Origin of the sequence: Achromobacter sp. JD-1, from assembly GCF_038594925.1 — a bacterium.
Classification (GTDB): Bacteria; Pseudomonadota; Gammaproteobacteria; order Burkholderiales; family Burkholderiaceae_B; genus Achromobacter; species Achromobacter spanius_C.
Window position 1 is genome coordinate 250,278 of record NZ_JBCGCS010000007.1, and the last position, 25,287, is coordinate 275,564.

20 protein-coding genes are annotated in these 25,287 nt (G+C 65.6%); 15 read left to right on the forward strand and 5 right to left on the reverse strand.

Annotation, left to right across the window (positions count from 1 at the left end; genetic code table 11):
* Window positions 1–56: 56 nt before the first annotated feature.
* The 3 genes from WBR68_RS13765 to WBR68_RS13775 all read right to left on the reverse strand — a co-directional run bounded on the left by WBR68_RS13765 (window position 57) and on the right by WBR68_RS13775 (window position 3,930).
* On the reverse strand, window positions 57–2,120 hold the full coding sequence (locus tag WBR68_RS13765) for a putative bifunctional diguanylate cyclase/phosphodiesterase (protein ID WP_050448079.1): 2,064 nt from the start codon (window positions 2,118–2,120) through the stop codon (window positions 57–59).
* Between the two features lie 386 nt (window positions 2,121–2,506).
* A complete protein-coding gene (locus WBR68_RS13770; protein WP_230694533.1) occupies window positions 2,507–3,478 on the reverse strand; it encodes a thymidylate synthase in 972 nt (323 codons plus the stop codon).
* Between the two features lie 8 nt (window positions 3,479–3,486).
* The gene (locus WBR68_RS13775; RefSeq protein ID WP_100854429.1) at window positions 3,487–3,930 is read right to left on the reverse strand and encodes an OsmC family protein; all 444 of its coding nucleotides are present in this window, start codon (window positions 3,928–3,930) and stop codon (window positions 3,487–3,489) included.
* 122 nt (window positions 3,931–4,052) lie between these two features.
* Here WBR68_RS13775 and coq7 point away from each other — a divergent pair, with 122 nt between their 5' ends.
* The 10 genes from coq7 (at window position 4,053) to WBR68_RS13825 (ending at window position 16,866) form a co-directional block, all read left to right on the forward strand.
* Window positions 4,053–4,730, forward strand: a complete 678-nt coding sequence (gene coq7 / locus WBR68_RS13780; protein WP_370641223.1) for a 2-polyprenyl-3-methyl-6-methoxy-1,4-benzoquinone monooxygenase — start codon at window positions 4,053–4,055, stop codon at window positions 4,728–4,730.
* A gap of 745 nt (window positions 4,731–5,475) precedes the next feature.
* Complete coding sequence (locus tag WBR68_RS13785; RefSeq protein WP_050448076.1) at window positions 5,476–6,582, forward strand: MraY family glycosyltransferase; 1,107 nt, start codon at window positions 5,476–5,478, stop codon at window positions 6,580–6,582.
* Window positions 6,583–6,681: 99 nt separating this feature from the next.
* A complete protein-coding gene (gene tviB / locus WBR68_RS13790) occupies window positions 6,682–7,959 on the forward strand; it encodes a Vi polysaccharide biosynthesis UDP-N-acetylglucosamine C-6 dehydrogenase TviB (protein WP_230694534.1) in 1,278 nt (425 codons plus the stop codon).
* Between the two features lie 10 nt (window positions 7,960–7,969).
* On the forward strand, window positions 7,970–8,995 hold the full coding sequence (locus tag WBR68_RS13795) for an SDR family oxidoreductase (RefSeq protein WP_050448075.1): 1,026 nt from the start codon (window positions 7,970–7,972) through the stop codon (window positions 8,993–8,995).
* Between the two features lies 1 nt (window position 8,996).
* On the forward strand, window positions 8,997–10,346 hold the full coding sequence (gene murJ, locus WBR68_RS13800) for a murein biosynthesis integral membrane protein MurJ (RefSeq protein ID WP_050448074.1): 1,350 nt from the start codon (window positions 8,997–8,999) through the stop codon (window positions 10,344–10,346).
* Window positions 10,347–11,489, forward strand: a complete 1,143-nt coding sequence (locus WBR68_RS13805) for a glycosyltransferase family 4 protein (protein WP_127185792.1) — start codon at window positions 10,347–10,349, stop codon at window positions 11,487–11,489. It abuts the gene before it with no gap.
* Window positions 11,490–11,537: 48 nt separating this feature from the next.
* Entirely contained in the window at window positions 11,538–13,469 is a 1,932-nt protein-coding gene (asnB, locus tag WBR68_RS13810; RefSeq protein WP_127185791.1) for an asparagine synthase (glutamine-hydrolyzing), read from the forward strand.
* 3 nt (window positions 13,470–13,472) lie between these two features.
* A complete protein-coding gene (locus WBR68_RS13815) occupies window positions 13,473–14,588 on the forward strand; it encodes a glycosyltransferase family 4 protein (protein ID WP_230694535.1) in 1,116 nt (371 codons plus the stop codon).
* Window positions 14,585–15,742 (forward strand): glycosyltransferase family 4 protein, encoded by a 1,158-nt coding sequence (locus WBR68_RS13820; RefSeq protein ID WP_164741307.1) that lies wholly within the window; start codon window positions 14,585–14,587, stop codon window positions 15,740–15,742. The genes WBR68_RS13815 and WBR68_RS13820 overlap by 4 nt, the downstream gene beginning before the upstream one ends.
* Window positions 15,739–16,866 carry a glycosyltransferase family 4 protein gene (locus WBR68_RS13825; protein WP_050448069.1) on the forward strand — a complete coding sequence of 376 codons (1,128 nt, stop codon included), beginning with the start codon at window positions 15,739–15,741 and terminating at the stop codon, window positions 16,864–16,866. The genes WBR68_RS13820 and WBR68_RS13825 overlap by 4 nt, the downstream gene beginning before the upstream one ends.
* 26 nt (window positions 16,867–16,892) lie before the next feature.
* Here WBR68_RS13825 and pgi read toward each other — a convergent pair whose 3' ends face one another.
* Together pgi and WBR68_RS13835 are read right to left on the reverse strand one after the other, a co-directional pair.
* On the reverse strand, window positions 16,893–18,446 hold the full coding sequence (gene pgi / locus WBR68_RS13830) for a glucose-6-phosphate isomerase (RefSeq protein WP_127185789.1): 1,554 nt from the start codon (window positions 18,444–18,446) through the stop codon (window positions 16,893–16,895).
* A gap of 7 nt (window positions 18,447–18,453) precedes the next feature.
* Window positions 18,454–19,848: a phosphomannomutase/phosphoglucomutase gene (locus tag WBR68_RS13835; RefSeq protein ID WP_127185788.1), complete on the reverse strand. Its 1,395-nt coding sequence runs from the start codon at window positions 19,846–19,848 to the stop codon at window positions 18,454–18,456.
* A 319-nt stretch (window positions 19,849–20,167) separates the two neighbouring features.
* Here WBR68_RS13835 and WBR68_RS13840 point away from each other — a divergent pair, with 319 nt between their 5' ends.
* The 5 genes from WBR68_RS13840 (at window position 20,168) to WBR68_RS13860 (ending at window position 25,220) form a co-directional block, all read left to right on the forward strand.
* Window positions 20,168–20,797, forward strand: coding sequence for a BPTD_3102 family carboxylase-like protein (locus WBR68_RS13840; protein WP_370641224.1), 630 nt, complete (start codon window positions 20,168–20,170; stop codon window positions 20,795–20,797).
* A 99-nt stretch (window positions 20,798–20,896) separates the two neighbouring features.
* The gene (locus tag WBR68_RS13845; protein WP_127185787.1) at window positions 20,897–22,312 is read left to right on the forward strand and encodes an FAD-binding oxidoreductase; all 1,416 of its coding nucleotides are present in this window, start codon (window positions 20,897–20,899) and stop codon (window positions 22,310–22,312) included.
* A gap of 47 nt (window positions 22,313–22,359) precedes the next feature.
* The gene (locus WBR68_RS13850) at window positions 22,360–23,073 is read left to right on the forward strand and encodes a response regulator transcription factor (protein ID WP_050448064.1); all 714 of its coding nucleotides are present in this window, start codon (window positions 22,360–22,362) and stop codon (window positions 23,071–23,073) included.
* Entirely contained in the window at window positions 23,070–24,413 is a 1,344-nt protein-coding gene (locus tag WBR68_RS13855) for a sensor histidine kinase (protein ID WP_127185785.1), read from the forward strand. Before WBR68_RS13850 ends, WBR68_RS13855 begins: the two co-directional genes overlap by 4 nt.
* 75 nt (window positions 24,414–24,488) lie before the next feature.
* Complete coding sequence (locus WBR68_RS13860) at window positions 24,489–25,220, forward strand: phosphatase PAP2 family protein (protein WP_050448062.1); 732 nt, start codon at window positions 24,489–24,491, stop codon at window positions 25,218–25,220.
* The last annotated feature ends 67 nt before the right edge of the window (window positions 25,221–25,287 follow it).

Below are 25,287 nucleotides of genomic sequence, written 5' to 3' on the forward strand. Positions count from 1 at the left end.
GGCGGGGCCGGGGGTCGGCCCGCGCGACGGCGTAAGCGTAGCAAATTCGCTCCCCCTTAGTTCGTCGCGTGTTCCAGAAATTCAGTTGCGGGCATCGGCCGGCCCAGCAAGAAACCTTGCAGGGAATCACAGCCCAGCCCCGTCAAGAACGTCTGTTGCGCAGCGGTTTCCACGCCCTCTGCAACAATGCGCAAATTCAACTGCTGCGCCAAGGCGACGATGGCCGCGACGATCGCCGCATCCTCATTGTCGTTTTCCAACTGATTCACAAAGCCGCGGTCGATCTTCAATTCAGTCGCCGGCAGGCGCTTCAGGTACAGCAGGCTGGAATAGCCCGTGCCGAAATCGTCGATCGAGATGGTGACGCCCAGGCCCGACAGGCGCTTGAGCACGGCCAGGCTGGCCTCGGCGTCGCGCATGGCGGTGGACTCGGTGACTTCCAGCGTCAGGCAAGAGGGGGGCACGTCGTGCCGCGCCAGCGCCACGCGCACCGTCTCCACCAGGCTGGCGTGGGCGAACTGCAGAGCCGAAATATTGACGGCGATGGTCCAGTGCGCCTGGCCGGCGTTGATCCATTCCCGCATCTGTCGGCACGCCTCGTTGATCACCCATTCGCCGATCGACAGGATCAGGCCGGTCTTTTCGGCGGTGGGAATGAACTGGTCCGGCCCGACCAGGCCGCGCGTGGGGTGGTTCCAGCGCAGCAGCGCCTCGGCGCCGATGATCGGCCCCGATGGGGCTTCATATTTGGGCTGATAGTGCAGCACGAACTGGCCGCGCTCCTGCGCCAGGCGCAGGTCGTGAAGCAGCTCGATCTGCTCGTGCGCGTCCGCGTTCATGGACGGCTCGAAGAAGCTGTAGCCGGTGCCGCCCAGCCGCTTGGCGTGGTACATGGCGGCGTCGGCGTTGGTCAGCAGCGTGTGGGTGTCTTCGCCGTCGTTCGGGTAGATGGCGATGCCCACGCTTGAGGTCACCAGCACTTCGTGGCCATAGACCATGACCGGGCGCGCAATGGCTTCGATCAGCCGGTCTGCCACGTTGGCGGCGTCGGTGGGTTCGATGACTTCGCTCAGTACGATGAATTCGTCACCCCCCAGGCGCGCTACCGTGTCCTGGGTGCGCAGGGCCTGGCGGATGCGCTGGGCCAGGTCGATCAGCAAGGCATCGCCCGTGTGGTGGCCATAGGCGTCATTGACCGCCTTGAAGCCATCCAGATCGAAGAACAGCACGGCGAAATAGCCCTTGCGTCGGCTGGCGCTTTCGATGGCCTGCTCCATGCGGTCTTCAAGCAGGATGCGGTTGGGCAGCTTGGTCAGCGTGTCATGCAGGGCCAGTTGCACCAATTCTTCATTGGCCTCGGCCAGGGAAGAGGCCAGCGCCGATGTGCGCGCCTCGAGCCGGTTGTCCAGCACCGCCACCACCAGCGCAATCGCCAGCACGCTCAAGGTGACTGCGGTCACGGCGATGGCCAGCCAGCCTGCCGAAATCCCGCCGTCGGCCGCCATGCAGATGCTGCCGGCGGGGAAGGCGGCGGCTTCCATGCCCGAGTAATGCATGCCGACAATGGCAATGCCCATGACCACCGACGCCAGCGGCCGCGACAGGGCCAGGCGCGGTCCGTCGTGGCGCAGACGGTAGGTGATCCACAGCGCGGCGCCCGAGGCGACCACCGCAATCACGATGGACAGCGCAAACCACCTTGCGTCGTAAATGATGCCGGGCGCCATGCGCATGGCGGCCATGCCCAGATAGTGCATCGCGGCGATTCCGGCGCCCATCAGCAACGCGCCGCTGAGCAGGCGCTGCCATGGCAGTTCGTCCTTGCACACGATCCACAGCGCAAAGGCCGAGCAGCCGATCGCGATGGCCAGCGACAGTATCGTCAAGGGCAGGTCGTAGCCCATCGGGATGGGCAGGTTGAAGGCCAGCATGCCCACAAAGTGCATCGACCAGATCCCCACGCCCATGGCGAACGCCCCGCCCGCCAGCCAGTAACGCGCGGCCGGCAGCCCGTTCGAGGCCCGCACGCGGTTGGCCATGCCCAACGCCGTATATGACGCCAGGATGGCGACCCCTAGAGATACGAGGACGAGCGAAGGGTTATAAGTTCCAACGAGCATTTGTGCGGTCCTGTCCTAAGCGCTTACTGCCGTCACGCCGGCCTCAAATCAAATCAATTAGTAGTCAACAGTTGCAATCAGGTCGCAAGACGATTGCTGCTGTCGACGCTGGCGATTTACGTACTCTCTTGTCGGGTAGGGGGAGGTGGCAAGCAATGCCTGCGGTCTGCGCTGCCGGGCGCGCCGCGGTAGCGCGGCAAGCGGCGGGCGCGGCGCGGCATGAGCCGGTCGGAAGCCTGGGCGCGCACGCGGTTCTGGACGCGCGTCCCGGGCTAAGGGATGGGTTATACCGAAATCGCGCGTCCAGAAGCTCACCAATCTTCACATAGCGTCCGTGCGCTCGGCGGGTACCAGCCGCCGAAGCGGCCGGCCGGCCCAGCGCGACCTTACACGGCCATCGGGGCGGTGAGCGGGGCGTGGTGGGTGTAGCCGGACAGTGAAAAGTCGGAGGGTTCCACCTTTTCCAGCCATTCCGGTTCATAGCGCCCGGTGACAGCGAAATCCGGAATACGGTCGGACAGCACCAGCTTGGGTGATTCGTAGGGCTCGCGGGTGAGCTGTTCGCGCAGCATCGGCAGGTGATTCTCGTAGATGTGCGCGTCGCCGATGAAGTAGGTGAACCAGCGCGGCGTGTAGCCGGTCAAGCGGCCCACCAGATGCAGCAGCGCGGCGCCTTCCGTCAAATTGAATGGCGTGCCCAGGCCCACGTCATTCGATCGGATGTACAGGCACAGCGAAATCTCGCGGGTCGTGGCGTTGGGCAGGAACTGGTAGAGCAGATGGCAGGGCGGCAGCGCCATTTCTTCGATTTGGGCCCAGTTCCAGCCATGGAACAGGATGCGGCGGTCGCCGGGCCGCTCGTGGATGGTGTCCAGGCACTGGCGCAACTGGTCCACCGCCTTATATAGCAAGACTTTGGCCACGCCGCCTTCTTCCAGGTCGGCTACCTTGGCGTAGCCGCGCGCCAAGGCATCTTGTACCTGCGCTGGGCGGCTGGCGTCCAACAGCTTGTACGCCGGCCATTGGCGCCATTGCACGCCGTAAACCGGGCCCAGGTCGTCCGGGCCTTCACGGTACGGGTTGGCCAGCCACTGGCTGTTTTCATTGGCGTTCTGGTCCCAGACCTTGCAGCCCAGTTCACGGAATTCGGCCGCGCTGCGCGAGGCCCGCAGGAATCCGACCATTTCACCGATGGCGGATTTGAAGGCCAGTTTTTTGGTGGTGACGGCGGGAAAGCCTTTTTGCAGGTCGAAGCGCAACGAGGCGCCCGGCATGCTGATCGTGCGGATGCCCGTCCGGTTTTCCTGCCACGAGCCGGTGTCCAGGATGGATTGGACGAGGTCTAGATATTGTTTCATGGCGGTCCTCAGGCTGCGGCCGGCGCGTCCTGGGTGTCGACGATCTCGACCGAAAAGGTCATCGCCGCGGTTTTCTCAAGCATGGCCGAGGCCGAGCAGTACTTTTCGTGCGATAACTGCACGGCGCGTTCCACCGCCGCCTGCGGCAGGTTGCGGCCCGTGACGGTGAAGGCGAAATGGATGCGGGTGAAGACTTTCGGGTCGGTTTCGGCGCGATCCGCTTGCAGCTTGACGCTGCAACCGGTGACGGCGTGGCGTCCACGCTTCAGGATCAGCACCACGTCGTAGGCCGTGCAGCCGCCGGTGCCGGCCAACAGCATTTCCATCGGGCGGGGCGCCAGGTTGTGTCCGCCGCCATCCACGGCGCCATCCATCACGGCCACATGGCCGCTGCCGGTGCTGGCGGTAAAGAGCATGCCGTTGGGGCCGCCCCAGTCTATCGTGCATTCCATTTTGAGTGTCCTTCCACATTGCGCGCAGTCAATGGCCGATGATACCCGTTGCGTACAATTCCAGGCATGAGAGCCCCGCCCCGCATCAGGGGTGTGTGCTCAGTCTTGCAGAGGAGTCGCCCATGCCCATCGCCATGTCCCAATCTGGAACTGTTTCCTTGCGCCGTCGCGTCGGCCCCCTGGATGCCCTGCTGGCCGAAGCCGACCGCGCCTTGCGTGTCCTGTCCAACAGCGCCACGGCCGGGCGGCCGTATCCCGCCAAGACGCCGGAAGCGCCCGATACGCTGACGGCAGAGGAGAAACGCCACGCCGCCGGATTGATGCGCGTGAACCACGTAGGCGAAATCTGCGCTCAGGCGCTGTACCGGGGGCAAGCCTCGGTGTGCCGTGAGCCCGCCCCGCGCGCGTTGCTGCTGAATGCCGCCGCCGAGGAGGTGGATCATCTGGTGTGGTGCAACGAGCGCCTGACGGAATTGAACAGCCGGCCCAGCCTGCTGAACCCGGTCTGGTATGCCGGCTCTTTCGCCCTGGGCGTGCTGGCCAGCGCCGCCGGCGTGCCGCGCAATCTGGGATTCATGGCCGAAACCGAAAAGCAGGTCGAGGCCCATCTGGAAGAGCATCTACGCACCTTGCCGGTGCAGGACGAACGTTCGCGCGAGGTCGTTCGGAAGATGAAAGACGACGAAGCGGAGCACCGCGCCAGCGCCGAGCGGGCAGGGGGCGTACCGCTGCCAGGCCCTGTAAAGACGGCCATGCGGGCGATGTCCAAAGTGATGACCACGACGGCGTATTGGATCTGAAGTGTGACGGTTTTGGCCCCGCCGGCAGAAATGTTGCGACGCATCAATTTGGTCGCATCGTGGTGCAGATTGCACCAAAATGGTGCGACAATTCAGGCGGGATTACCCGAAACCGACGAGGGTAAATCCCCAAGGGGTTTACCCGTTCGGCAAAAACCCTTTTTTCGGCCAAGTCATTTGTGGCTGCGGGTTTCCAAGGGGGTAGCCGTAAATTTGCAGCAAAAACGCAACGCGGAATTTGACCTTCTACAGAGATCAAAAAAATTCTTGCATCGCACAAAAAACCTCGTTAATATTCACACATCGGATGTTGAAACGCAGTCGGCGCGGTGCAAAACCCCGACAGCAAAGCGAGCAGAAGGTCAGCTCCCAACATGCCACGGTTGTCTCCTCCACCCTCCTCCTTTGGTGGATTTAGCCCGAGATCTTACGATCTCGGGCTTTTTTTTGCGCGCCTTCGATGTGTCCCTATTTGTAAGTGCAGGTTCATCGTAGGCCTTGGAATGACGGTGCCTCCTCCCTATGGAGGCATCCGCGTTTTCCCTGGGATATTTCGCATGCGCCAAGGCGGAAAGATCTACAATCGCCTGCATGAATCCTGGACTTCCGTGCGAAAGAACGCCCCTGACCCGGGAGTTACGTTTCGTGCCCGTGAATTGCACTTCCTTATTCCTCCCATATATGGGCGTTACACCTGCCCCCGATAATGGCGGGCCTGTCTCCATAGACCAAGAAAGGTGATCAAGTGACCTGGCTGTATATCTGCGTGGTCGCGTTCATGGTGGGGGGACTCATCGTGTGGTCGGAGCGCTGGCATGGCCGCTTCACCGGCGACAGCGACCTCAACAAACCGCAAGCGAATCATTCCCGAGCCACGCCCCGCGTTGGCGGCCTGGCCGTACTGGCCGGCACCCTGCTGGGCCTGCTGGTGCTGGGCCCCGCCAACATGACGCTGACCTGGCTTTGGCCGGCATTGTTCGTTGCCGCCCTGCCGGTCTTCGTGGCCGGCCTGCTTGAAGACATTACGAAAGATATCGGCGCCAGCAAGCGCTTGCTGGCGGCGTTCCTGTCGGCGGCTATTGCCTGGTGGCTGCTGGGCGGGGTCAGCCGTGTCGGCATGGCCCCGGTGGATTACGTGCTGTCGTACTGGCCCGTATCGCTGTTGTTCACCATGTTTGCCGTGGGCGGCTGTACCCATGCGCTGAATATCGTGGACGGCATGAACGGCCTGGCCGGCATGGTCGCCACGCTGATGGCGGTGTCGATCAGCCTGGTGGCCCTGCAAGTGGGCGACGTGCCCATCTTCATGATCGCGGCCGCCCTGGCGTCCGCCACCCTGGGTTTTTTGGTCTGGAACTTCCCGTTCGGCCGCGTTTTCCTGGGCGATGGTGGGGCGTACTTCCTGGGCTTCATGCTGGCCGAGCTGGCCGTGTTGCTGGTGGTGCGCAACCCGTCGGTGTCGCCCTTCTATGCGCTGGCCGTGCTGTTCTACCCCGTTTTCGAAACCGGCTTTTCGATCTGGCGCCGCCGCTTCAAGCGCGGCGTGCCGGTTGACCAGCCCGACGCGCTGCACCTGCACCAACTGGTGTTCCGCCGCCTGGTTCGCGTGACCTTCAGCCGTGGCCGCCGCCATGCGGTGCCGGCGCTGTGCAACGCGATGGCGTCGCCCTACATGTGGGTGCTGGCGCTGATCGGCCTGGTGCCGGCCACCATCTGGTGGGACAACGCGTGGGCCCTGGGCGCCAGCCTGGTGGTGTTCGCCAGCGTCTACGTCTGGCTGTACGCCCGCCTGGTGTCCTGGCGTCGCCCGGGGTGGCTGCTGTTGCCGTCCGTGCTGAAGACCTCGGATTAAGGTTTGAGTGCCCCGGCGATTGCCGTCGGGGGCTCGTTAATCATCATTTACCCGACCACATTTAAAATGCCGTAAACGTTTTACGGTGAAGGGAGAGTTATGTTGCGAATTCAGGATGTGAAACTCGCTGTCGTGGGACTGGGCTACGTCGGCTTGCCCCTGGCGGTGGAGTTTGGGAAGAAGCGTTCGGTTATCGGTTTCGATATCAATACGCGCCGTATCGACGCCTTGAAGGCAGGCCACGACCACACGCTGGAAGTCAGTGATGAAGAGCTGGCCGAAGCCGCTCAACTGAGCTACACAGCCGACCGCGCCGAACTCGGTCGGGCGAACGTGTTCATCGTGACCGTTCCCACGCCCATCGATGACTACAAGCAGCCCGACCTGACCCCGCTGGTCAAAGCCAGCGAAACGATCGGCGCGGTGCTCAAGCGCGGCGACATCGTCATCTATGAATCCACCGTTTATCCCGGCGCCACCGAAGAAGATTGCGTGCCGGTGCTGGAACGTGTGTCCGGCCTGAAGTTCAACGTGGACTTCTACGCGGGCTACAGCCCCGAGCGTATCAACCCGGGCGACAAGGAACACCGCGTCAGCACCATCAAGAAGGTCACCTCTGGCTCCACGCCCGAAGTCGCCGAGCTGGTCGACCAGCTGTACCAGGAAATCATCACTGCCGGCACGCACAAGGCGTCCAGCATCCGCGTGGCCGAAGCCGCCAAGGTGATCGAGAACACGCAGCGTGACGTGAACATCGCGCTGATCAACGAACTGGCCCTGATCTTCAACAAGATGGGCATCGACACCGAAGCCGTGCTGCAAGCCGCGGGCACCAAGTGGAACTTCCTGCCGTTCCGCCCGGGCCTGGTGGGCGGCCACTGCATCGGCGTGGACCCGTACTACCTGACGCACAAGGCGCAGTCCATCGGCTACCACCCCGAAATCATCCTGGCGGGCCGCCGCCTGAACGATTCGATGGGCGGCTACGTGGTGTCGCAGTTGGTCAAGTGCATGACCAAGCAGCGCATCCATGTGCAAGGCGCGCGCGTGCTGGTCATGGGCCTGGCCTTCAAGGAAAACTGCCCCGACCTGCGCAACACCCGCATCGTTGACATCGTCAGCGAGCTGCGCGACTACAACGTCGATGTGGACGTCTACGACCCGTGGGTCGATCCGGACGAAGCGGTGCACGAATACGGCCTGACCCCGGTAGCCAAGCTCGAAGAGGGCAAGTACGACGCCGTGATCCTGGCGGTGGCGCACAACCAGTTCAAGGCTCTTGGCGCCGACGGCATCCGCAAGCTGGGCAAGCCACAACACGTGCTGTACGACCTGAAGTACGTGCTGTCGCCCGCCGAATCCGACCTGCGTCTGTAAGGATTCCGCCATGACCACGCGCTACGAAACCATCAAGCAGGAACTGGCCGCCGCGCCGCGTAAATGGCTGGTAACGGGCTGCGCCGGTTTTATCGGCTCGAACCTGCTGGAAACCTTGTTGACGTTGAACCAGACCGTGACCGGCCTGGACAACTTCGCCACCGGCCACCAGCGCAATCTGGATGAGGTGCGCACCTCGGTCACGGCCGAGCAATGGGCGCGCTTCACCTTCGTCGAAGGCGATATTCGTGACCTGGCCGCTTGCCAACGCGCGACCGAAGGCGTGGACTACGTCCTGCACCAGGCCGCCCTGGGTTCCGTGCCGCGTTCGCTGAAAGACCCGATCACCACCAATGAAGTGAACATCGGCGGCTTTCTGAACATGCTGGTCGCCGCGCGCGACGCCGGCGTGAAGTCCTTTGTCTACGCCGCGTCCAGCTCGACCTACGGCGACCACCCGGCCTTGCCCAAGGTGGAAGAACACATCGGCAAGCCGCTGTCGCCCTACGCCGTCACCAAGTACGTGAACGAGCTGTACGCCGACGTGTTCGCGCGTTCCTACGGCTTCGAAACCGTAGGCCTGCGCTACTTCAACGTGTTCGGCAAGCGTCAGGACCCGGACGGCGCCTACGCCGCCGTGATCCCGAAGTGGACCGCCGCCATGATCAAGGGCGAAGACGTCACCATCAACGGCGACGGCGAAACCAGCCGCGACTTCTGCTTTGTGGATAACGCGGTACAGGCCAACCTGCTGGCCGCCATGGCGCCGCCCGAAGCTCGCAACCAGGTCTACAACGTGGCCGTCAGCGGTCGCAGCACTTTGAACGACCTGTTCGGCTTTTTGGTCAAGGCCCTGGGCAACCAGAACGTGAACTACGACAAGCAAGCCGTCTACGCGGATTTCCGCGCCGGCGACGTGCGCCATTCGCAGGCCGATGTCAGCAAGGCGGGTCGACTGCTGGGCTACGCGCCGTCGCACACCGTGCTGCAAGGCCTGGAAGTGGCCATGCCCTGGTACACGCAATTCCTGCGTTGATTTGAAAGCACTCGTCCGCAAACTCGGCAACATCCACCCGGACCACCAGCGCATCTTCAAGGGCGCGTTCCGGGTGGCTGTGTTCCTGCTGCTGGGCAAGGCCGCCGGCGCCATCAAAGAGATGGCGGTGGCGTACCGCTACGGCGTCAGCGACGCCGTGGACGCCTATCAGTTCACGATGACCATGGCCACCTGGCTACCGGTCACCATCGTGGGCGTGCTGTCGGTGGTTTTGATTCCCGTGCTGGTCCGCCTGCGCCGCGCGGACGACACTGAACGCGACCAATTCATCAAAGAACTGCAAGGCTGGGTGGCCGCGGCCGGTATCGCGCTGGCCATCGCAACCTGGTTCGCCTGGCCCTACGTCGTGGACGCTTTGGGCAAGGGCTTGCCCGAGCGCGTGCGCGGCATGACGGGCGACCTGCTCATCGCCTTCGCTCCGGTGTCGGCGCTGCTGCTCATCGCCGGCATCAGCGCCGCGCGCTTGCGCGCGCACGAACGCCATGTCAATACCTTGCTGGACAGCGTGCCTGCCGTGGCGACACTGGCTTGGGTCATGCTGGCTGTCAGCGCCGACGGCGTGGGCCCGCTGCTGTGGGGCACGCTGGTGGGCTATGCCATCCAGACCGTGTGGCTTGCCTGGCTGGCCGCGCGTGCCGATGGCGGATTCTGGGGCGCGCCACGGTTGACGCTGCGTTCGCCGCACTGGCCCGAACTGATGGGCGCGGCTGGGGTCATGCTGATCGGCCAGGTGGCGATGAGCTTTGTCGGCCCGCTGGACCAATACGCCGCCGCCAACCTGGGCGCCAACGCCAACGCCACGCTGGGTTACGCCAGCCGGCTGCTGTCGTTGCTGCTGGGCATAGGCGCGGTGTCGGTCGGGCGCGCCGCGCTGCCGGTGCTGGCCGATGTGCAGGCGCGTGGCGACACCGCCCGCGCGCGCAGCATGGCGTTGAAGTGGTCCGTGCTGATGGTGGGCGCGGGCGCCGTGGTCGTCGCCATCGGCTGGGTGCTGGCCCCGTGGGGCGTGGCCGTGCTGTTCGAGCGCGGCGCCTTCACGGCTGAAAACACCGAAGTCGTTGCGCACGTGCTGCGCTGGGGCCTGTTGCAACTGCCTTTCTATTTTGGCGTGCTGATCCTGGTGCAATTGCTGGCGAGCCAGAACCGCTATCGCATCATGGCCGCCATCGCCGTGGCCAACTTTGCGCTGAAGGCCGTGTTGAACACCGTGCTGGCGCCCAAGATGGGCGCAGCCGGCATCATGCTGGCAACCAGCCTCATGTATGTGCTGTCCTTCGCGTGCTACCTCGTCGTGGCGATGCGCAAGGCTGAACCCAAGGAGGCCGATTGAATGTCCGACGCCGACTCCGGCCGCGCATTGCGCGTGCTGCTGTTCATCCATTCACTGCATGGCGGTGGCGCTGAGCGCGTTGCCGCCGACCTGAGCGCGCACTGGGCCGACATGGGCCGCGAGGTCATGGTGGTGACGCAGGCCAGCGCGGACGGCGACGTCTACGCGCTGCATCCCAAGGTGCGCCGCGAAGTCCTGCATACGGCGGGCGAGGGCGGCGGCTTGCGCGGCCTCTGGAGCAACGTGCAGCGCGTGCGGGCGCTGCGTCGCGTGGTCAAGGAATTCCGCCCCGACATCGTGCTGGGCATGATGACCACGGCGTCGGTGCTGTCGGTGCTGGCGTGCACGGGCATTCCTTGCCGGGTGATCGCCACGGAGCACACGCATCCGCCGTCGCAGACGCTGTCCGGCCTGTGGCAGCGCCTGCGCCGCATCACCTACCCGCGCGCGGCGCGAGTCGTTGCGCTGACCCGTGGCACGGCCGACTGGATCGAACAGCACGTGCCGGGCTCGCGCCTGGCCGTCATCCCCAACCCGGTGCATTGGCCCTTGCCGCGCGCCGAGCCCCTGTTGGTTCCCACCACGACCGACGGCCGCAAGCGCCTGCTGGCGGTTGGCCGGTTGCACGCGGACAAGGGGTTTGATCTGCTGATCCAGGCGTTTGCCGCGCTGGCCCCATCGCATCCGGATTGGGATCTGGTTATTCTGGGCGAAGGCCATGAACGCGGCGCGCTGCAAGCGCAAGTCGACCAGGCCGGCCTGGCCTCGCGCATCTCGATGCCCGGCCGCGCCGGCAACGTGGGCGACTGGTACGACAGCGCAGACCTGTATGTGCTGACCTCGCGCTTTGAAGGGCTGTCCAATACCTTGCTTGAATCCATGGCCAGCGGTCTGGCCGCCGTCTCGTTCGATTGCGATACCGGACCGCGCGAGATCGTGCGCGATGGCATCGACGGCGTGCTGGTGCGGCCCAATGGCGATGTGCCGGCCTTGTGCAAGGCGCTGTCCGATGTGATGGAAAACGACGCAAGGCGCCAGCGGATGGCGCAAGCGGCAACCGATGTGCGCGACCGTTTTTCCGCCGCGCGCGTGTTGCAGCAATGGCAAGAACTTTTTGACGACGCGCGCAAGCCGGGCCGCTAGGGTCCGCGCGGCGCGCGCCGTTGCTACGGTGACCACGAGAACTTCATCATGTGTGGAATAGTCGGAATTTGGGGCCCCATCGGGAACAAGGAGCGCGTGCTGGCCGAAAGCTGCCGCCGCATCCGCCATCGCGGACCAGACAGCAACGGCTTCTGGGAAGACCCGGAAGCCGACGTGGCGCTGGGCCACGTGCGCCTGGCCATCCTGGACCTGACCGAAGCCGGCCACCAGCCCATGACGTCCGCTTGCGGCCGCTATGTGATGGTGTTCAACGGCGAGATCTACAACCACCTGGACATCCGCCAGCAGCTTGAAAAATCAGGGCTGGCGCCGTCCTGGCGGGGTCATTCCGATACCGAAACGCTGCTGGCCGGTTTCACTGCCCTGGGCATCGAAGCCACCTTGCAGGCCGCGGTCGGCATGTTCGCCATTGCGCTGTGGGATCGCGCGTCGCGCAAGCTGACGCTGGCGCGCGACCGCATGGGCGAAAAGCCGCTGTACTACGGCTTTTCGGGCGCCGAGCTGGTGTTTGCATCCGAGTTGAAGGGGCTGATGCCCATCCCGGGATTTGGCCGCGAGCTGAACCGCAATGCGCTGGCGTCTTTCATGCGCCACAACTACATTCCGGCGCCGCAATCCATCTATCAGGGCATCAACAAGTTGCCGCCGGGCACCTGGATTGAATTCACCGCCGACGACGCCCGCAGCCGCCGCATGCCGGAACCGCGCGTGTATTGGTCCGCCCGCGAAGCCGCTGATAGCGCGGCCCGGTCGCCGTTGACCTTCGGCTCCGACGACGAGGCTGCCCAGGCGCTGGAAAGCGTGCTGTCCAAGGCAGTGGGTGGCCAGATGCTGTCCGACGTCAGCCTGGGCGCCTTCCTGTCAGGCGGCATTGATTCGTCCACCATCGTGGCGCTGATGCAGGCGCAAAGCGCCAAGCCGGTGCGCACCTTCGCCATCGGTTTCCACGAGAAAGGCTACGACGAGGCGCAACACGCCAAGGCCGTCGCCACGCATCTGGGCACGGATCACACCGAACTCTACGTCACCGCGGACGACGCGTTGGCGGTGGTGCCGTCGCTGGCCGACATGTACGACGAACCGTTTGCCGATTCGTCGCAGATTCCCACGTCGCTCGTCACCAAGATGGCGCGCCAGCATGTCACCGTGGCCTTGTCGGGCGACGGCGGCGATGAACTCTTCGGCGGCTATTCGCGTTATTTCCGCGTGAACAACTGGTGGCAGCAATGCGAGCGCGTGCCCGCCATGCTGCGCAAGCCGGCTGGCGCGCTGCTTTCCGCGACCACCCATCTTCCCGGACGTGGCGCGTGGCGCGGCAAGGTCGGCAAGCTGGGCGAGCTGTTGCGCACGGATACGCGTGGCGACTTCTACCGCCACTTCGTGTCGTACTGGGCCGACCCCACGCAAGTCGTCAAGGGCGGCGTGGAACCGGTGTCGGAATTCGCGCGCGCCATGCAGGGCTCGACCTTCGAAGCCATGATGAAGCTGGACACGATTACCTATCTGCCCGACGACATCCTGGTCAAGGTGGACCGCGCCGCGATGGCGGTGAGTCTGGAGACGCGCGTGCCGCTGATCGACCATCGTGTCTATGAATTCGCCTGGAGCCTGCCGCATCAGTACAAGGTGCGCGGCAATACCGGTAAATGGCTGCTGCGCCAGGTGCTGCATCGGCATGTGCCGCAGGCGCTGGTGGACCGCCCCAAGCGCGGCTTCGCCGTGCCGCTGGCCGCGTGGCTGCGCGGGCCGCTGCGCGAATGGGCCGATGCGTTGCTGGACCCCGCGCGGCTGCGCCAGGAAGGTTGGTTCGAACCCGAACCCATTCTGCGCAAATGGCGCGAACACACCTCGGGCCATCGAAATTGGGACAGCCACCTGTGGGGCGTCTTGATGATGCAAGCCTGGTTGGACCGCTATCGCGCCGCGCCGGATCAAGGGGGAACTATTGGGAGTCGTTGACGCATGAAAATTTTGATGCTGGTCAGTTCCATGCACGCGGGCGGCGCCGAACGGGTGGCCGCGACGCTGGTCAACGCATGGGCCGAACGCGGCGACACCGTCACGTTGACGCCTACCTATTCGTCCAAGGGCACCTGCTTCTATCCCGTGTCGGACAAGGTCACACTCGCCTGGCTGGCCGATATCGCCGGCACGCGGGCGTCGGGCGGCATGGCCGCGTTCAAGCGCCTGATGGCCTTGCGCAAGCATATCCGCGACACCAAGCCCGATGTGGTCGTGTCGTTCCTGACCAACGTCAACGTGGCCGCCATCCTCGCCACGCGGGGCCTGGGCGTGCCGCTTATCGTTTGCGAACGCACCAACCCCGTGGCCGAAACCACCACCGGCACGGTGTGGCGCAGGCTGCGCCGCCTGCTGTATCCGCGCGCCGATATGGTTACCGTGCAGGCCGAAGACACCGCTGGTCCCTTTTCGCGCCAGGTGCCGGGCATCAAGCGCCTGGCCGTCATTCCCAACCCCTTGCCCGCGCCCTTGCTCGACGCGCCGCGCGTGGCTCAGCGTGAAGACGATGGCCCGCGTGAATTGTTGGCGATGGGCCGGCTGGTGCCTGACAAGCAGTTTGATCTGTTGATCGACGTGTTCGCGCAATTGGCGCCGTCGCACCCCGACTGGCACCTGCGTATCTGGGGCGAAGGCCCCGAGCGCGCGGCTCTGGAAGCGCAGGTGGAAAAACTGGGCCTGCAAGCACGCATCAGCCTGCCGGGCCGCACCGAAGCGCCCTGGGAAGAACTGGCGCGCGGCCAGGCGTTCGTGCTGAGCTCGCTGGTGGAAGGCTTTCCGAATGTCTTGTTGGAAGCCATGTCGTTGGGCCTGCCTTGCGTGGCTTTCGACTGCCCCAGCGGCCCACGCGAAATGACGCGCGACGGCCAGGATGCGCTGCTGGTGCCCGCGGGCGACCGCAACGCCTTGCAAGAGGCCTTGCAGCGCGTGATGAGCGACCTGCTGCTGCGTCGGCAGTTGGGCGTGCGCGCCGCCACCGCTGTGCGTCAGCGCTACGCCCTGGCCACTGTGCTGTCGGAATGGGACGAGCTGTTCGAAGCGGTGCGGGAGGAGCGATGAACGTCCCGGCATTGCGCGTCCTGCACGTTATTACCGGCCTGGGGCAGGGTGGCGCGGAATCCGTGTTGCTGCGCTTGGCCACCTACCCGGAGGCCGGCGTGTCGCACACCGTGGTGTCGCTGACCGATGAAGGCATCTACGGCGAGCGCCTGCGCGCGGCGGGCGTGGCGGTGCATGCCTTGGGCATGAAGCGCGGGCGTGTCAGCCCAAGCGGCTTTTTGACGCTGCGCCGGCTGATCGCCACCCAGCGCCCCGACGTGGTGCAGACGTGGATGTATCACGCGGACCTGATCGGCGGCCTGGCCGCGCGGCTGGCGGGCGTGCGTGCCATCGCCTGGGGTATCCGCAATTCCGGTGCGCACCTTGAACGCAGCAGCCGGTCGGCGCGCCTGGTTTTGCGGGCTTGCGCATGGCTGTCCGGCCGCGTGCCGCGTGCCATCGTTTGCGCCGCCCAGAACGCGGCCGAACGGCATGCCGACAGAGGCTACCGGCGCGACCGCATGGTGGTGATTCCGAACGGCTACGATCTGTCGCGCTATGCGCCCGATGCGCAAGCGCGCACGCGCGTGCGCGCGCAATGGGGCTTGTCGGAAGACGCGCCCGTGATCGGCAGCGTGGCCCGGTGGGACCCGCTGAAAGACCACGCCAACCTGCTGCGCGCCGTGGCCGCGCTGGTGCGCGATGGCCGCGACGGCGGCTTGCGCTGCGTGCTGGTCGGGCGCGGCATGACGGCCGACAACGCCGAGCTTGCCGCCTTGATCAACAAGCTGAACCTGCGCGACCGCCTGATTCTTGCCGGCCCCAGCGACGACGTGCCGGCGGTGATGAACGGCTTGGACGTGCATGTGCTGTCCAGCTGCGCCGAGGGCTTTCCCAACGTGGTGGCCGAGGCCATGGCCTGCGGCGTTTACTGCGTGGTGACGAACGTGGGCGACGCCGCCTATATCGTTGGCGATACCGGCCTCATCGTGCCGCCCGAGCAAGCCGAGGCGCTGGCGCGCGGCATCGAGACTGCCTTGTGCGACGTGGCTGCGCGCGGCCACGGGCGCGCGGGCGAGGCAGGGCGCGCGCGCGTGTTTGAAAACTTTGATCTGGCGCGCATGGTGCAGCGCTACATCGCCGTATGGCGCGATATTGCGGGAGGCCAGGCATGAGCCGCCGCCTGATGTTCGTGGTCAACAACCCGGCCTTCTTCATGTCGCATCGCGTGCCGGTGGCGCTGGCCGCGCAACAGGCGGGTTACGACGTGCATGTGGCCACGATGGATGGTCCCGCCGTGGCCGACATCCAGGCGCTGGGCATGACGCATCACGCCATTCCCATGACGCGCAGTGGCAAACATCCTTTGCAGGAACTGGGCACATTGCTGGCGTTGCTGCGCCTGTTTCGTCGCGTGCGTCCCGATGTGGTCCATCTGGTCACGATCAAGCCCGTGCTGTATGGCGGCATTGCCGCGCGCCTGGCCCGCGTGCCCGGCATGGTGGCGGCGATTTCCGGCCTGGGCTTCGTGTTCCTGTCGAATTCCCTGAAGATGCGATTGGTGCGCGCCGTGGTGGCGCGCCTGTATCGCTTGGCGCTGGGTCACCCCAACAGCCGCGTGATTTTCCAGAACGCCAATGACCGCGACCTGCTCAAGTCACTGGGTGCGGTGCGCGACGAGCAGGTCGTCATGATTCGCGGCGCGGGGGTGGACCTGGATGCCTACCGCGCGTCGCCCGAGCCGCCTTCACCGCCCGTCGTGGTCACCATGGTGGCGCGCCTGTTGCGCGATAAGGGCGTGCGCGAATTCGTCGAGGCAGCCACTATCCTGCGCGCGCGTGGTGTGCCGGTGGTCATGCAATTGGTGGGTGGGCTGGACGCGGGCAACCCCGCGTCGGCCACGCAGCAAGAGGTGGATGCCTGGCAACGTGACGGTGCCGTGCAGGCGCTGGGTGAACGGTCGGACATTGCCGAGTTGTATGCGGCCAGCCATGTCGCCGTATTGCCTTCCTACCGCGAGGGTTTGCCGAAATCGTTGATCGAGGCGGCGGCATGCGGGCGGGCGGTGGTGACGACCGACGTGCCGGGCTGCCGCGACGCCATCGAACCGGGCCAAACCGGGCTGCTGGTGCCGGTGCGTGACGCGCAGGCGCTGGCGGACGCCATCGCGCGGCTGGTCGAAGATGCCGCCTTGCGCCAGGCCCTGGGCGCGGCGGGCCGTGCGCTGGCTGAGCGCGAATTCGACATCGGGCGGGTTGCCCGCATCCATGTCGAACTCTACGACGCGCTGAGCGGCTGAGTCGCTTGATGTCGGTTTGATCCCGCCTAGCGCCCGCGCGCGATCGCGTCGATCCAGAAGCGGGTGGAGGGATCTTGCTGGCTGGTCTGCGGCGAATCCAGTTCGCGCATGATGTGCTTGGCCAGCGCCTTGCCGAATTCCACGCCCCATTGGTCAAACGGGTTGATGCCCCAGATCACGCCTTGCGCGAATACTTTGTGTTCGTACATGGCCAGCAGCGCACCCAGGGTATAAGCTTCCAGGCGCGGCAGCACGATCAGCGATGACGGGCGGCCGCCCGGGTGAACCCGGTGCTTTGCAAGCATCCGCGCGCGCGCCGGATCGCTTTCCGTGGCCGAGGTTTCGGCCAGTGCGTCGTCAAAGGATTTGCCGCGCAGCAGCGCCGAACGCTGCGCCAGGCAGTTGGCGATCAGCAGTTCATGGTGGCGCGCATAGGCGTGGTTGGGCTGCTCGCAAAGAATGAAATCCACGGGCGCGCCCATGACGTCCTGATGCAGCCATTGAAAGAAGGTGTGCTGGCAGTCGGTGCCGGACATGCCCCAGACGGCGGGGCCGGTCGGCAAGCCGACGGGGCTGCCGTCCGCCGTGGCAATCTTGCCCAGCGATTCCATTTCCAACTGCTGGGCCCACGGCACAAGGTGAACCAGCCGGGAGTCGTAGGGGGCAATCACCAGCGAGTCATAACCCAGCACGCTGCGGTTGACCACGCCGGCCAGCGCCATTTGCAGCGGCGCGTTTTCCGCGTTGGGCGCGGTGCGGAAATGGTCGTCCATGGCCGCGGCGCCCGCCAGCAGTTGATCAAATGCGTCGTTGCCCAAGGCCAGCGCGATGGGCAGGCCGATGGCGGACCACAGCGAATACCGGCCGCCGACCCAGTCCCAGATCTGGAAGATGTGGTCGGGCAGGATGCCCAGGTTGAGCGCGGCTTCCACGTTGGCGGTAATTGCCACCACCTGCTTGATGGGGTCGGCCACGCCGGCGTCGCGCAGCCAGTTCATGGCCACTTCCGCATTGGCCAGCGGTTCGGTCGTGGTGAACGATTTGGACGCGACGATGACCAGCGTGTCGTGCGGATCCAGCCGGCTCATGGCGTCGGCGACGGAGTGCGAATCCACGTTCGATGCAAACCGCACTTCGCGCCGCGCGCCGCCATGGCGTAGCGCACGTGTCACCAGGCGCGGCCCCCAATCGCTGCCGCCGATGCCCAGGTGCAGCACGTAGCCGTAGCGGTCGCTGCGGTCGGCCTCGCGCACGAATTCGCGCAAGCGATCCCGTTCGGCCTGCACGGCGCTGGCAACCGGGGCGGGGGGCTCGGCCGCGCGCAAGGCGGTGTGCCAGGCGGCGCGTCCTTCGGTCCAGTTGGCGTGGCCGCCGTCAAACAGCGTGGCGCGGGCGGCGTCAAACTGCTGCTGAGCCAGCAGCGCTTCAGACGCTGCGTGCAAGGCGGGCGAGTGCGCCTGGGTGCTTAGATCCAGGCGTAGGCCCGGCGCGTTGATCACCCTGAGTTGCTCGCCGCGCAAGGGAGCGGCTTTGGCCGCCGCGGTGAATTGTTGCCAGGCTGGGCTGTTCGGTAGCGACATGAGAGGATCAGAACGGCAATTTGGCTTCTGGCGCAAGCTTGCCCAATTCGCGGCGGAAGTCGGCCTGGATGCGTTGCAGTGCCTCGGCGTTCTCGGCCTCAAAGCGCAGCACCACGACGGGCGTGGTGTTCGACGGGCGGGCCAGGCCGAAGCCGTCGGCGTATTCGGCGCGCACGCCGTCGATGGTGATGACGCGTTTGGCGTCGGCGAACTGTCCTTGGTCCTGCAAGGCCTTCACCAGCGTGAACGGCTGGCCTTCTTCCATTTCCAGCTTCAGTTCCGGCGTGGAAACGTCTTGCGGCAGGGCCTCCAGGGGCGCGCAGGCGTCGGCTTCGCGCGACACGATTTCCAGCAGGCGCGCGCCGGTGTACAGGCCATCGTCAAAGCCGTACCAGCGTTCCTTGAAGAAAATGTGGCCGCTCATTTCGCCGGCCAGCGGCGCGCCGGTTTCGGCCAGCTTGGCCTTGACCAGCGAATGGCCGGTTTTCCACATCAGCGGGACGCCGCCAGCAGCTTGCACGGACAGGCCCACGTGGCGGCTGCACTTGACGTCGTAGATGATGGTGGCGCCGGGGTTGCGGTCCAGCACATCGCGGGCGAACAGCACCAGTTGGCGGTCGGGCCAGATGATCTGGCCCGATTTCGTGACCACGCCCAGGCGGTCGCCGTCGCCGTCGAAGGCCAGGCCCAGCTCGCAGTCGGTCTCGGCCACGCACTTGATCAGGTCTTGCAGGTTCTTGGGTTCGGCGGGATCCGGGTGATGGTTGGGGAAGGTGCCGTCCACTTCGCAGAACAGTTCGGTCACTTCGCAGCCCAGCGCGCGGAACAACTGCGGGGCCACCGCGCCGGCCACGCCGTTGCCGCAGTCGATCGCGATTTTCATGGGGCGGGCCAGCTTCACGCCGGAGGCCACGCGCGCGATATAGGCGGCAATCAGGTCCAGTTGGCGGCGCACACCGGGGCGTTCGGCCGGGGCCGGGCTCGCGCCGTTCATGGCGGTGCCCAAAGCCTGTACCTCTTCGCCATACAGGGCGCGGCCGCCCATCATCATCTTGAAGCCGTTGTACTTGGGTGGGTTGTGGCTGCCGGTGATGGCCACGCCGGAGCCGGTCTGCATGATGTTCGCGGCGAAGTACACCAGGGGCGTGGGCACCATGCCGACGTCCAGCGTGTCTACGCCGCCTTCCTGCATGCCTTCCTGCAAGGCGTCGGACAGCATTTCACTGCTCAGGCGGCCGTCGCGGCCCACAACCAGGGTCTGCACGCCTTCGTCGCGCGCGCGCGCGGCCAATGCCACGCCCAAGGCGCGCGCGAACGTCGCGTCGATCAGGTCCGGCACCGTGCCGCGAATGTCATAAGCCTTGAAGACAGAAGCGGGAAATTGCGTGTTGTTGTTACCCACGACGATTCCTTGAGTAGGGAGTTGCAGCGCCAGCGCTGACGGGGTTAGTGGTAAACCCGCATATCAGAACCCGGCTGGGTTAAGCATCAAAAGTGAATTATCCCCCATTGGCGCATGGCTCTCATCCGACGGGAGCAGTAGGACGTCTTAGGGGTGGCGCCCGCCCTGCATTGGTGCGTAGCACGTGGCGTGCCGCCTTGATCCGGTGCGCGAGAGAAGAGGGGACGGGGCCGTTCCGGGGGCCGCGCGCATGGCACACAATTTGCTCGTCATCCGAAGGTGATACGCTTGCGCTGCAAGCAGAAAGACAGGAGGGGCCATGGGTGCCAAAGTTTCCACTGTGATGTCATCGGGGCGCGCCACCAGCCGGCGCGGTCCTCCCACGGACTACGCCGGGCCGGGCGCTGGCCAGGAACGCCGGCTTGATATCCATGTATTCGTGTCCGAGACGGGCGAAATGGTCGCGGGCCGTGCCTGGGAACGCTGCGTCTGGCGCGAGGCCCGCGTGCTGATCGCCGAATGCCCCGCCCCGCATCTGCCGCCTTCCATCGAGGCAGCCTTGCGTGGCGTCGCCACCGAGGTCGCACGCGACCGTGGCTGGAAGGGTACCGGGGCCGTGGCCTTTTCCCTGGACGACCGCAGCGGCGTATTCCGCGTGATCAGCGCCAACGTGCAGCCGCATGCCGGCGCCATCGCGGCCAGCCCCGACGCCATCGGCGCCCACGCCTTGGAAATGCGTATCGACGGCTGCGTTGACCGCCGCCTGCCCTGCACCCGGCTGCTGGTGTACGGCGCCACGCGCGGCGAAGCATTGCGCCGTGCCTACCGCGCGTTGTCTGAAATGCCCGGCCCGGCCGGTATCGACCGCGCTTTCCTGATGAACCGCATCGCCTCGCGCGCGTACTGCTCGGGCCTGACCGGCACCCGGCTCGACCAGGCCGTGGGCTAGCGCGGCGCTTTCGGCCCGCGCGATTCCGCCCCTACAATAGCCCGCACATCCCTACACCCCAGCCTGGGGCGCGCTCCAGGCCTTTCTTGTGCGGCGCCTATGACATTGCTGAGCGATCTACAGTCCCTCCTGGGCTTTACCCATGTGCTGACCGGCGAGGACGCCGCCTCTTATGTGCTTGACTGGCGCCGCCGCTATCGGGGCGCGGCACTCGCGGTGATACGGCCGGGTTCCACGCAGGAAGTGGCCGACGCCGTGAAGCTGTGCCTGCACCATGGCGTGCCGGTGGTGCCGCAGGGCGGCAATACGGGCCTGTGCGGTGGCGCCACGCCTGACGACACCGGCCGCGCCGTGGTGCTGTCCACGGCCCGCCTGACCGCGGTGCGCAACCTGGACACCGACAACGACACCATCACAGTGGAAGCGGGCTGCATTCTGCAAGCGGTGCAAGAAGCCGCCGCGGGGGCGAACCGCTTATTTCCCCTGAGCCTGGCCGCCGAAGGCAGTTGCACCATTGGCGGCAACCTGGCCACCAATGCCGGGGGCACGCAAGTGCTGCGTTACGGCAACACGCGCGACCTGACGCTGGGCCTGGAAGTGGTGACGGCCGAGGGCGAAATCTGGGACGGGCTGCGCGGCCTGCGCAAGGACAACACCGGCTACGATCTGCGCGACCTGTACATCGGCAGCGAAGGCACGCTGGGCATCATCACCGCCGCCACCCTGAAACTGTTTCCCCGCCCGGTGGCGTCCTGCACCGCGCTGCTGACGCTGGACACCATCGACCAGGCCGTGGAAGTGCTGTCACGCGCGCGCGCCGGCTTCGGCGCGGCGCTGACGGGCTTCGAACTCATGAGCAACGCCTGCCTGCAAGGGGTGGTGCGCCTGTTCCCGCAACAGCGCCTGCCTTTCGAAGGCGCTTCCGCTGAATCCCCCTGGTTTGCGCTGCTTGAGTTGTCCGATAGCGAAAGCGAGGCGCACGCGCGCGAGCGCTTCGAAGCCGTGTTGGGCGAGGCCATCGACGCCGGCCTGATCAACGACGCCGCCATTGCCGCCAATGTGGCGCAGAGCAAGGCGCTGTGGCATTTGCGCGAAAGCATTCCGCTGGCCGAAGCCGAGTTGGGCAAGTCGGTCAAGCATGACGTGTCCATTCCCATTTCGTCCATCGCCGGCTTCGTGCACAAGACCAATGCCCTGTTGCAGGCACGCTTTCCGGGCGTGCGCCACGTCATCTTCGGCCATCTGGGCGACGGCAACCTGCACTACAACGTGGCCAACGCGCCGGGGCAGACCGAAGCCGAACTGCTGGCGCTGCAAAGCGAGATCTATGGTGTGGTGCATGACAGCGTGCATGCCCACCAGGGTTCCATCAGCGCCGAGCATGGGGTGGGGCAGCTCAAGCGGGACGAGCTGCCGCGCTACAAAAGCCCGGTTGAACTGGCACTGATGCGCCGGATCAAGCGCGCGCTGGATCCCCAGGGGCTCATGAATCCGGGCAAGGTGTTGCAGGCGTAGCACGTGCCTGCGACGGACTCGCGGTCAATCCATACGGAGCGCCAACCATGGCAGTCAGCCCCGCGGCGGGTGCGAATTATCGGGTGCTGATCGTCGAAGACGATCACATCATTGCCGGCAACCTGTATTCCTTTCTGGAAGTTCGCGGGTTTCTGCCTGACGTCGCCTATACCGGCCACGCCGCGTTGGCGTGCGTCAAGGCGCAGCGCTTCGATGCCTTGATCCTGGACATCGGCTTGCCGGGCATGGACGGCAATGCGGTGCTGCATGCGTTGCGCAACGACATGCGCGCGGATGTGCCGGTGCTGATGCTGACCGCGCGCGACAGCCTGGAAGACAAGCTCACGGGCTTCTCGCATGGCGCCGACGACTACCTGACCAAGCCCTTCGCGCTGCTTGAAGTCGAGGCCCGGCTGCTGGCCTTGATTCAGCGCGCCAAGGGCGCAACGGTGGATGTAGTGCGCGTGTTCGGCCCGCTGCAATACGACACGCGCAGCCGTAGCGTGTCAGTCAACGGGCAGCCCGTGCACCTGACGCGCAAGGCCAGCCTGATCATGGACGCGCTGATGCGCGATCCTGGCCGCGTGGTGGCGCGCGAGGAACTCGAATCCCTGCTGTGGGGCAACGAACCGCCGTCCTCGGACGCGCTGCGCAGCCAGGTGCACCTGCTGCGCCGCGCCTTGGCCGATGCTGGGTTCGACGGCATCGAAACCCTGCACGGCACAGGCTGGCGCCTGACGCTGAACGGAGCCGCCGCATGACGCGCGCGGCGGGCGGCACACTGACCCAGCGGGTCGTGTGGGCGCTGACGGGAACGGTGGCGCTGTTCGTGACTGCGCTGGCGCTGCTGGCCTATCTGACGTTCGACCAGATGGAAGACGACCTGGTCAACGACATCCTCAACACCGAAATGGACCGACTGGTGCAACACGCGCGCGCCAGCGACGAGTTCGTGCCGCGCCAGGGCGCGCGTGAACTGGGCGGCTCGATGCGAGCCTGGATGAGTGTGGACGGACAGCGTCCCGCCGGCATTCCCGATGAGGTGTTGGGGCTGGACAATGGCCTGCACCTGATCGAGCCCGACGCCTATACCTGGCACGTCATGGTGGCGGATACCGGCCGCGGCAAGGTGTATTTGCTGTACGACGCCACCGACAATGAAGAACGGGTCCACGACTTCGGCTTGATCGTGCTGGGCGTGGGCGCCATCTGCGTGCTGGGCGCGTACGCCTTGTCGCGGCGCGTGGCGGCGGTGGCGGTGGGGCCCTTGCTGGACCTGACCGACCGGCTGGCCACCTGGGCCCCCGGCGCGCCCGACATGGCCGTTACCCGCGACGACGAAGCCGGCCGCCTGATCGAAGCCTTCAACCGCGTGCAGAATCAGGTGGACCGATCCATCGCGCGCGAACGCGAGTTTGCGGGCAACCTGAGCCACGAAATCCGCACGCCGCTGGCCGCCATTCGGTCAGACAGCGAATTGATGCTGCTGACTCAGTCCTTGACGCCCGACCAGCATCAGCGTCTGACGCGCGTGGTGGACAACGTGGACGATGTGATCGTGTGCCTGGAAAGCGCCCGCGCGATGGCGCGCGATCAGTTGCTGCCGCCCGCGCCGGTGGATATCGGCGTCTGCATGGATGATGCCTGGCGCGGCTATGAAGCCCAGGCCGGACAGGCGGATTTGCGCTTCGACAATCAGATCGAAGCGGGCCACGTGTTGACCCTGGACCGCTATGCGCTGCTGATCGTGCTGCGCAATCTGGTGCGCAACGCCGTCGAGCACGCCGCGCCGGCCACGCTTACCGCCAGGTTTCACGCGGGTGCTTTGTTGGAATTGAGCGACGACGGCAAAGGCATTGCGGCCGACGACCTGCCCTTCCTGTTCCGCCGTTATTACAGCGGCCGCATGCGGGATTCGGCGGCCGCGGGCCAGCACGACACGGCGCGCGGCTTGGGGCTGGCAATCGCCAAGCGCGTCTGCGACATGCAGGGTTGGCAACTGACCGTCGCGTCTTCCCGCGAACCGGCGTCGCGGGGGACCCAGTTCCTGCTGCGCCTGGACGCCCATGCCAGCGCTGCCGCTCCACAAGCCCCCGCGTGAATTTGACGAATTTTCGACCTTCGGGCGACTAAGCTCTGCGCTTGCTTCCGAACCGATCTTCGTCGACTTTTCTTCATGCCTTCCTCCCTGCTGCCCGCGCGTGCACCCACGCTTGCCTGGTATGCATGCAGCCAACTCATCGGCATGACCTTGGCGTGGGCGGCGGCGGCGTGGTGGGCCAATACGTCGGGGCTGGACCTGCGCATCGCACATGCGTTGTTCAGCCCGGCGCTGGACGACTTTCCCTTGCGCGCGAACCGTTTGCTGGAAGTGCTGGGGCACCGCCTGGTACTGGTGCTGCCCATCGGCGTGGCCCTGGGGGCCGCAAGCGTGGCGGCCGCCAGTTTCCGTGTGCCGTCCTGGCGTCGGTGGCGCGCGCCGGCGTTGGCGTTGGCGGCCACTTGCCTGGTCGGGCAAGTGCTGGTGAACCAGCTCAAGCACTACACGACGTTGCCGCGCCCGTACGACCTGGACACACTGGGCGGCTATACGCCATACCCGCTGCACTGGTGGACCTGGGTGCGCGCACGGGCCGGGGGGGCCTTGCCAAGCGGCCACGCGGGCGCGGGCTATTCGATGCTGACGCTGTACTTTGTCGGCTGGGCGCTGAAGCGGCCGGCGTGGCGCTGGGGCGGGCTGGCGGTGGGGGTGTCGGCCGGGGTCTTGTTTTCGCTGGTGCGCATATTGCAAGGTGCGCATTTCCTGAGCCAGACGCTGTGGTCCGCCACCTTGCTGTGGTTTCTGGCGGCGCTCTTTTTCCTTCCGACCATCGTGGCACGCGCCGGTGGGCACGACCCATCCCCCTGAAATGGTGAATTTGTGCCCATGACCGCGCACGCAGCCCGCCCGCCGATGGCGCGTAGGCGGGCGTATC

What these genes read in the sequence shown, in the direction of transcription:
- WBR68_RS13765 (WP_050448079.1), bottom strand. Translation starts at nt 2,120, where the DNA reads ATGCTCGTTGGAACTTATAACCCTTCGCTCGTCCTCGTATCTCTAGGG.
- WBR68_RS13770 (WP_230694533.1), bottom strand. Translation starts at nt 3,478, where the DNA reads ATGAAACAATATCTAGACCTCGTCCAATCCATCCTGGACACCGGCTCG.
- WBR68_RS13775 (WP_100854429.1), bottom strand. Translation starts at nt 3,930, where the DNA reads ATGGAATGCACGATAGACTGGGGCGGCCCCAACGGCATGCTCTTTACC.
- coq7 (WP_370641223.1), top strand. Translation starts at nt 4,053, where the DNA reads ATGCCCATCGCCATGTCCCAATCTGGAACTGTTTCCTTGCGCCGTCGC.
- tviB (WP_230694534.1), top strand. Translation starts at nt 6,682, where the DNA reads ATGTTGCGAATTCAGGATGTGAAACTCGCTGTCGTGGGACTGGGCTAC.
- WBR68_RS13795 (WP_050448075.1), top strand. Translation starts at nt 7,970, where the DNA reads ATGACCACGCGCTACGAAACCATCAAGCAGGAACTGGCCGCCGCGCCG.
- WBR68_RS13805 (WP_127185792.1), top strand. Translation starts at nt 10,347, where the DNA reads ATGTCCGACGCCGACTCCGGCCGCGCATTGCGCGTGCTGCTGTTCATC.
- asnB (WP_127185791.1), top strand. Translation starts at nt 11,538, where the DNA reads ATGTGTGGAATAGTCGGAATTTGGGGCCCCATCGGGAACAAGGAGCGC.
- WBR68_RS13815 (WP_230694535.1), top strand. Translation starts at nt 13,473, where the DNA reads ATGAAAATTTTGATGCTGGTCAGTTCCATGCACGCGGGCGGCGCCGAA.
- WBR68_RS13820 (WP_164741307.1), top strand. Translation starts at nt 14,585, where the DNA reads ATGAACGTCCCGGCATTGCGCGTCCTGCACGTTATTACCGGCCTGGGG.
- WBR68_RS13825 (WP_050448069.1), top strand. Translation starts at nt 15,739, where the DNA reads ATGAGCCGCCGCCTGATGTTCGTGGTCAACAACCCGGCCTTCTTCATG.
- pgi (WP_127185789.1), bottom strand. Translation starts at nt 18,446, where the DNA reads ATGTCGCTACCGAACAGCCCAGCCTGGCAACAATTCACCGCGGCGGCC.
- WBR68_RS13840 (WP_370641224.1), top strand. Translation starts at nt 20,168, where the DNA reads ATGGGTGCCAAAGTTTCCACTGTGATGTCATCGGGGCGCGCCACCAGC.
- WBR68_RS13845 (WP_127185787.1), top strand. Translation starts at nt 20,897, where the DNA reads ATGACATTGCTGAGCGATCTACAGTCCCTCCTGGGCTTTACCCATGTG.
- WBR68_RS13850 (WP_050448064.1), top strand. Translation starts at nt 22,360, where the DNA reads ATGGCAGTCAGCCCCGCGGCGGGTGCGAATTATCGGGTGCTGATCGTC.
- WBR68_RS13855 (WP_127185785.1), top strand. Translation starts at nt 23,070, where the DNA reads ATGACGCGCGCGGCGGGCGGCACACTGACCCAGCGGGTCGTGTGGGCG.
- WBR68_RS13860 (WP_050448062.1), top strand. Translation starts at nt 24,489, where the DNA reads ATGCCTTCCTCCCTGCTGCCCGCGCGTGCACCCACGCTTGCCTGGTAT.